2 protein-coding genes and 1 pseudogene are annotated in these 2,796 nt (G+C 61.2%); 2 read left to right on the top strand and 1 reads right to left on the bottom strand.

Features of this window, described 5'->3' with window-relative positions:
- Window positions 1-304, top strand: a pseudogene (locus HUJ17_RS14775) (serine protease); the annotation flags it as partial.
- Between the two features lie 88 nt (window positions 305-392).
- On the opposite strand, the gene HUJ17_RS14770 reads toward HUJ17_RS14775, so the two are convergent.
- Entirely contained in the window at window positions 393-1,391 is a 999-nt protein-coding gene (locus HUJ17_RS14770; protein ID WP_290511414.1) for an LLM class flavin-dependent oxidoreductase, read from the bottom strand.
- Window positions 1,392-1,632: 241 nt separating this feature from the next.
- On the opposite strand from HUJ17_RS14770, the gene HUJ17_RS14765 reads away from it, so the two are divergent.
- A partial coding sequence (locus HUJ17_RS14765) for an acyltransferase (protein ID WP_290511413.1) occupies window positions 1,633-2,796 on the top strand: 1,164 nt, incomplete at its 3' end.

Genomic DNA, 2,796 nt, shown 5'->3' with positions numbered 1-2,796 from the left:
CCTGTCCAACCCGGTGAGCTGCCCGGTAGGCGATTTGCCCGCCAGCAGCAGCCAGACCGTGAATCTGACCTTCGCCTCTGATACCGGAGAAAACCGGTCAATAACGTTTACCGGTTTCTCCACTAATGGAGATCTGCCAAACGATAACGACAATAGCGCCAAACTGACCCTGCGCTACCCCTCTCCGGCCCCCAGCCCGACCGGAGGCGGCAGCAGTGGCGGCGGAGCGCCGGCCACCCTCACCCTGCTGGCAGGTTTGCTGCTGGTGTTGCGCCGTTTCACGGCTAAAGCACAACATCGTTAGTCCCGCTTTATCCCGCTGGAGCTTTGCTCGCAAAGCGAATAGCCCTTCGCCTTGTGAACAAGGCCCCAACGGGGTCTGGTGCTAGTCGCTAGCGACGAAACTGCGGCAGCGACGCCAGAATATCCAGGGCGTGGCGACGCTTTGCCGGGTCGTACAGATCTACAGTCACCATCAATTCATCAATTTCCACGCTATCCAGCAACTGATCCAGTTGCCCTTCGATAGTGCTGGCGGTCCCCAGCAATTGCAGGGCCAGAAAGCCTCTTACCCCGGCCTCTTCTTCCGGATTCCAATATCCGTCCATGCTTTCCACCGGCGGACGCATCCACAACGGCTGGCCCCGAAACAGGGACAGAATACGCCGATAGCTGGTGGTGGTCAGAAAGCGGGCTTCTTCATCGGTATCCGCCGCCACCGCCGGTACCGCCAGCATGGCGTAGGGCTTCTCCAGTTGGGCCGACGGCTGAAACTGCTTCCGGTAGAGACGCAGCGCCTCACGATAAAGACGCGGTGCAAAATGCCCGGCAAAGGCATAGGGCAATCCCCGCTGGGCCGCCAGTTGCGCACTGTAGAGGCTGGAGCCCAGCAACCAGATTGGCACCTCGGTGCCGGCACCGGGAATGGCGTTGACCGGGCGGGAACGATCCAGCGGCCCCAGCAGCCGCTGCAATTCGGCCACGTCATGGGGGAACTGCTCGGCGCCCAGGCCTTCGCGGCGCAGGGCGCGGCTGGTCATCGGGTCGGTGCCCGGCGCCCGGCCCAACCCCAGATCAATGCGACCGGGGTGCAGGATCTCCAGGGTGCCGAACTGTTCGGCAATCACCAAGGGCGGATGGTTGGGCAGCATCACACCCCCAGAGCCCACACGGATACTGCGGGTCGCATTGGCAATATGGCCGATCAGCACCGAAGTGGCGGCACTGCTAATACCTTCCATATTGTGATGCTCGGCCAGCCAGAACCGGTTGAACCCGAGAGACTCCGCATGGCGGGCATAGGCCACGCTGTTAGACAGGGTCTGCCCGATGGTGTCACCTTCACGCACCGAGGCCAATTCCAGCAGGGAAAACGGCAGGGATGTGGCCACAGAATACTCCTTGATGGCAGACGGAGGTTGCGTCGGCGTTCACACTACCATGCATCAGCGCCGCCATGAATCAGGTTCGCGGCATCCTGCACCACACTCAATCCGCCCCGGCAGCCTGAATAGCCAACACGGGGCTGAGCGTCATCCCTGTAGCGATCATCCCGCCTGCCAGTCCCGTCTTGTTTGCCCCGCCGCCGCCCTATATTCTCCCCGGTTTGCTGATCATTCCGGGGAGAACACCTTGAAGACCACGCCAAGCTACCGTGCCGATATCGAAGGGCTGCGTGCGCTGGCCGTTGTGCTGGTGATTCTCTACCACTATGACGTCCCCGGCATCACCGGCGGTTTCATCGGCGTCGATGTGTTCTTCGTCATTTCCGGGTTCGTGATCACCCAGCTTCTGCAGCGGGCGTTCGAAAAAGGCACCTTCCAGTTCCGTGATTTCTACGCTCGTCGTATCCGCCGACTGGTGCCTCTGTTCCTGCTGGTGTCCACCGTCACCTTCCTGATGATATCGCCCTTCTATATCGGCGATGCCTACTACATCTTTGCCAAGAGCTGGCTGTCATCCCTGGTGGGCCTGAGCAACATTTATTATTTTCAGGAACTGAGCCAGTACTTCGCCCCGGAAACCCGCTCCCTGTCGCTGCTGCACACCTGGTCGCTGGCGGTAGAGGAGCAGTTCTATCTGATCTGGCCCCTGGCCCTGTACCTGGCCTACCGGTTCGGCAAGGGGCGTGACGGCCACTGGCCTTTCCGCATCACCCTGGTAGCCACCTTTGCGCTATCGGTATACCTGGCCGGTGCCTACCCTTCTGCCGCCTATTACCTGCTGCCCGCCCGCCTGTTCGAGTTCATGCTGGGTACCGGCGTGGCCCTGTTCAGCCGTCAGCTTCCGACCCTGAACCGGCCCAGTGCAGAAATACTCGCAGGCCTGGGGCTGGCCATGATCATCGCCACCGGCCTGCTGCTGACCAAACACGATCACTTCCCCGGCTATAACGCCCTGTGGCCCACCCTGGGCACCGCCATGGTGATCTATGCTGGCCTGCACCAGACAGGCACCCTCACCGCCCGCCTGCTCAGTCTGCCGGTGATGGTGTTTCTCGGCGGCATTTCCTACTCCCTGTACCTGTGGCACTGGCCACCGGTGGCGCTGCTGCACTACCAACTGATCGAACTGACCTGGAGCAATCGCATACTGCTGATGGTCGGCGTCGTGGTGCTGTCGTGGCTGAGCTTCCGCTTCGTGGAGAACCGCTACCGGCATCGCCCCTGGAGCTTCAAAAAATCCTTCATGGTGTTCATCTTCGTGCCGCTGCTGATCATCTGGGCCATCCAGTCCACCATCCGCATCGCCGACGACCTGAGCTTCCGCATCCCGGAAGAGCGCCGCGAGCTTTAC

Origin of the sequence: Alcanivorax sp., assembly GCF_014762765.1 — a bacterium.
GTDB lineage: Bacteria > Pseudomonadota > Gammaproteobacteria > Pseudomonadales > Alcanivoracaceae > Alcanivorax.
The sequence above is the reverse complement of the archived record's forward strand: the minus strand, read 5'-3'. Positions and strand labels throughout refer to the sequence as shown.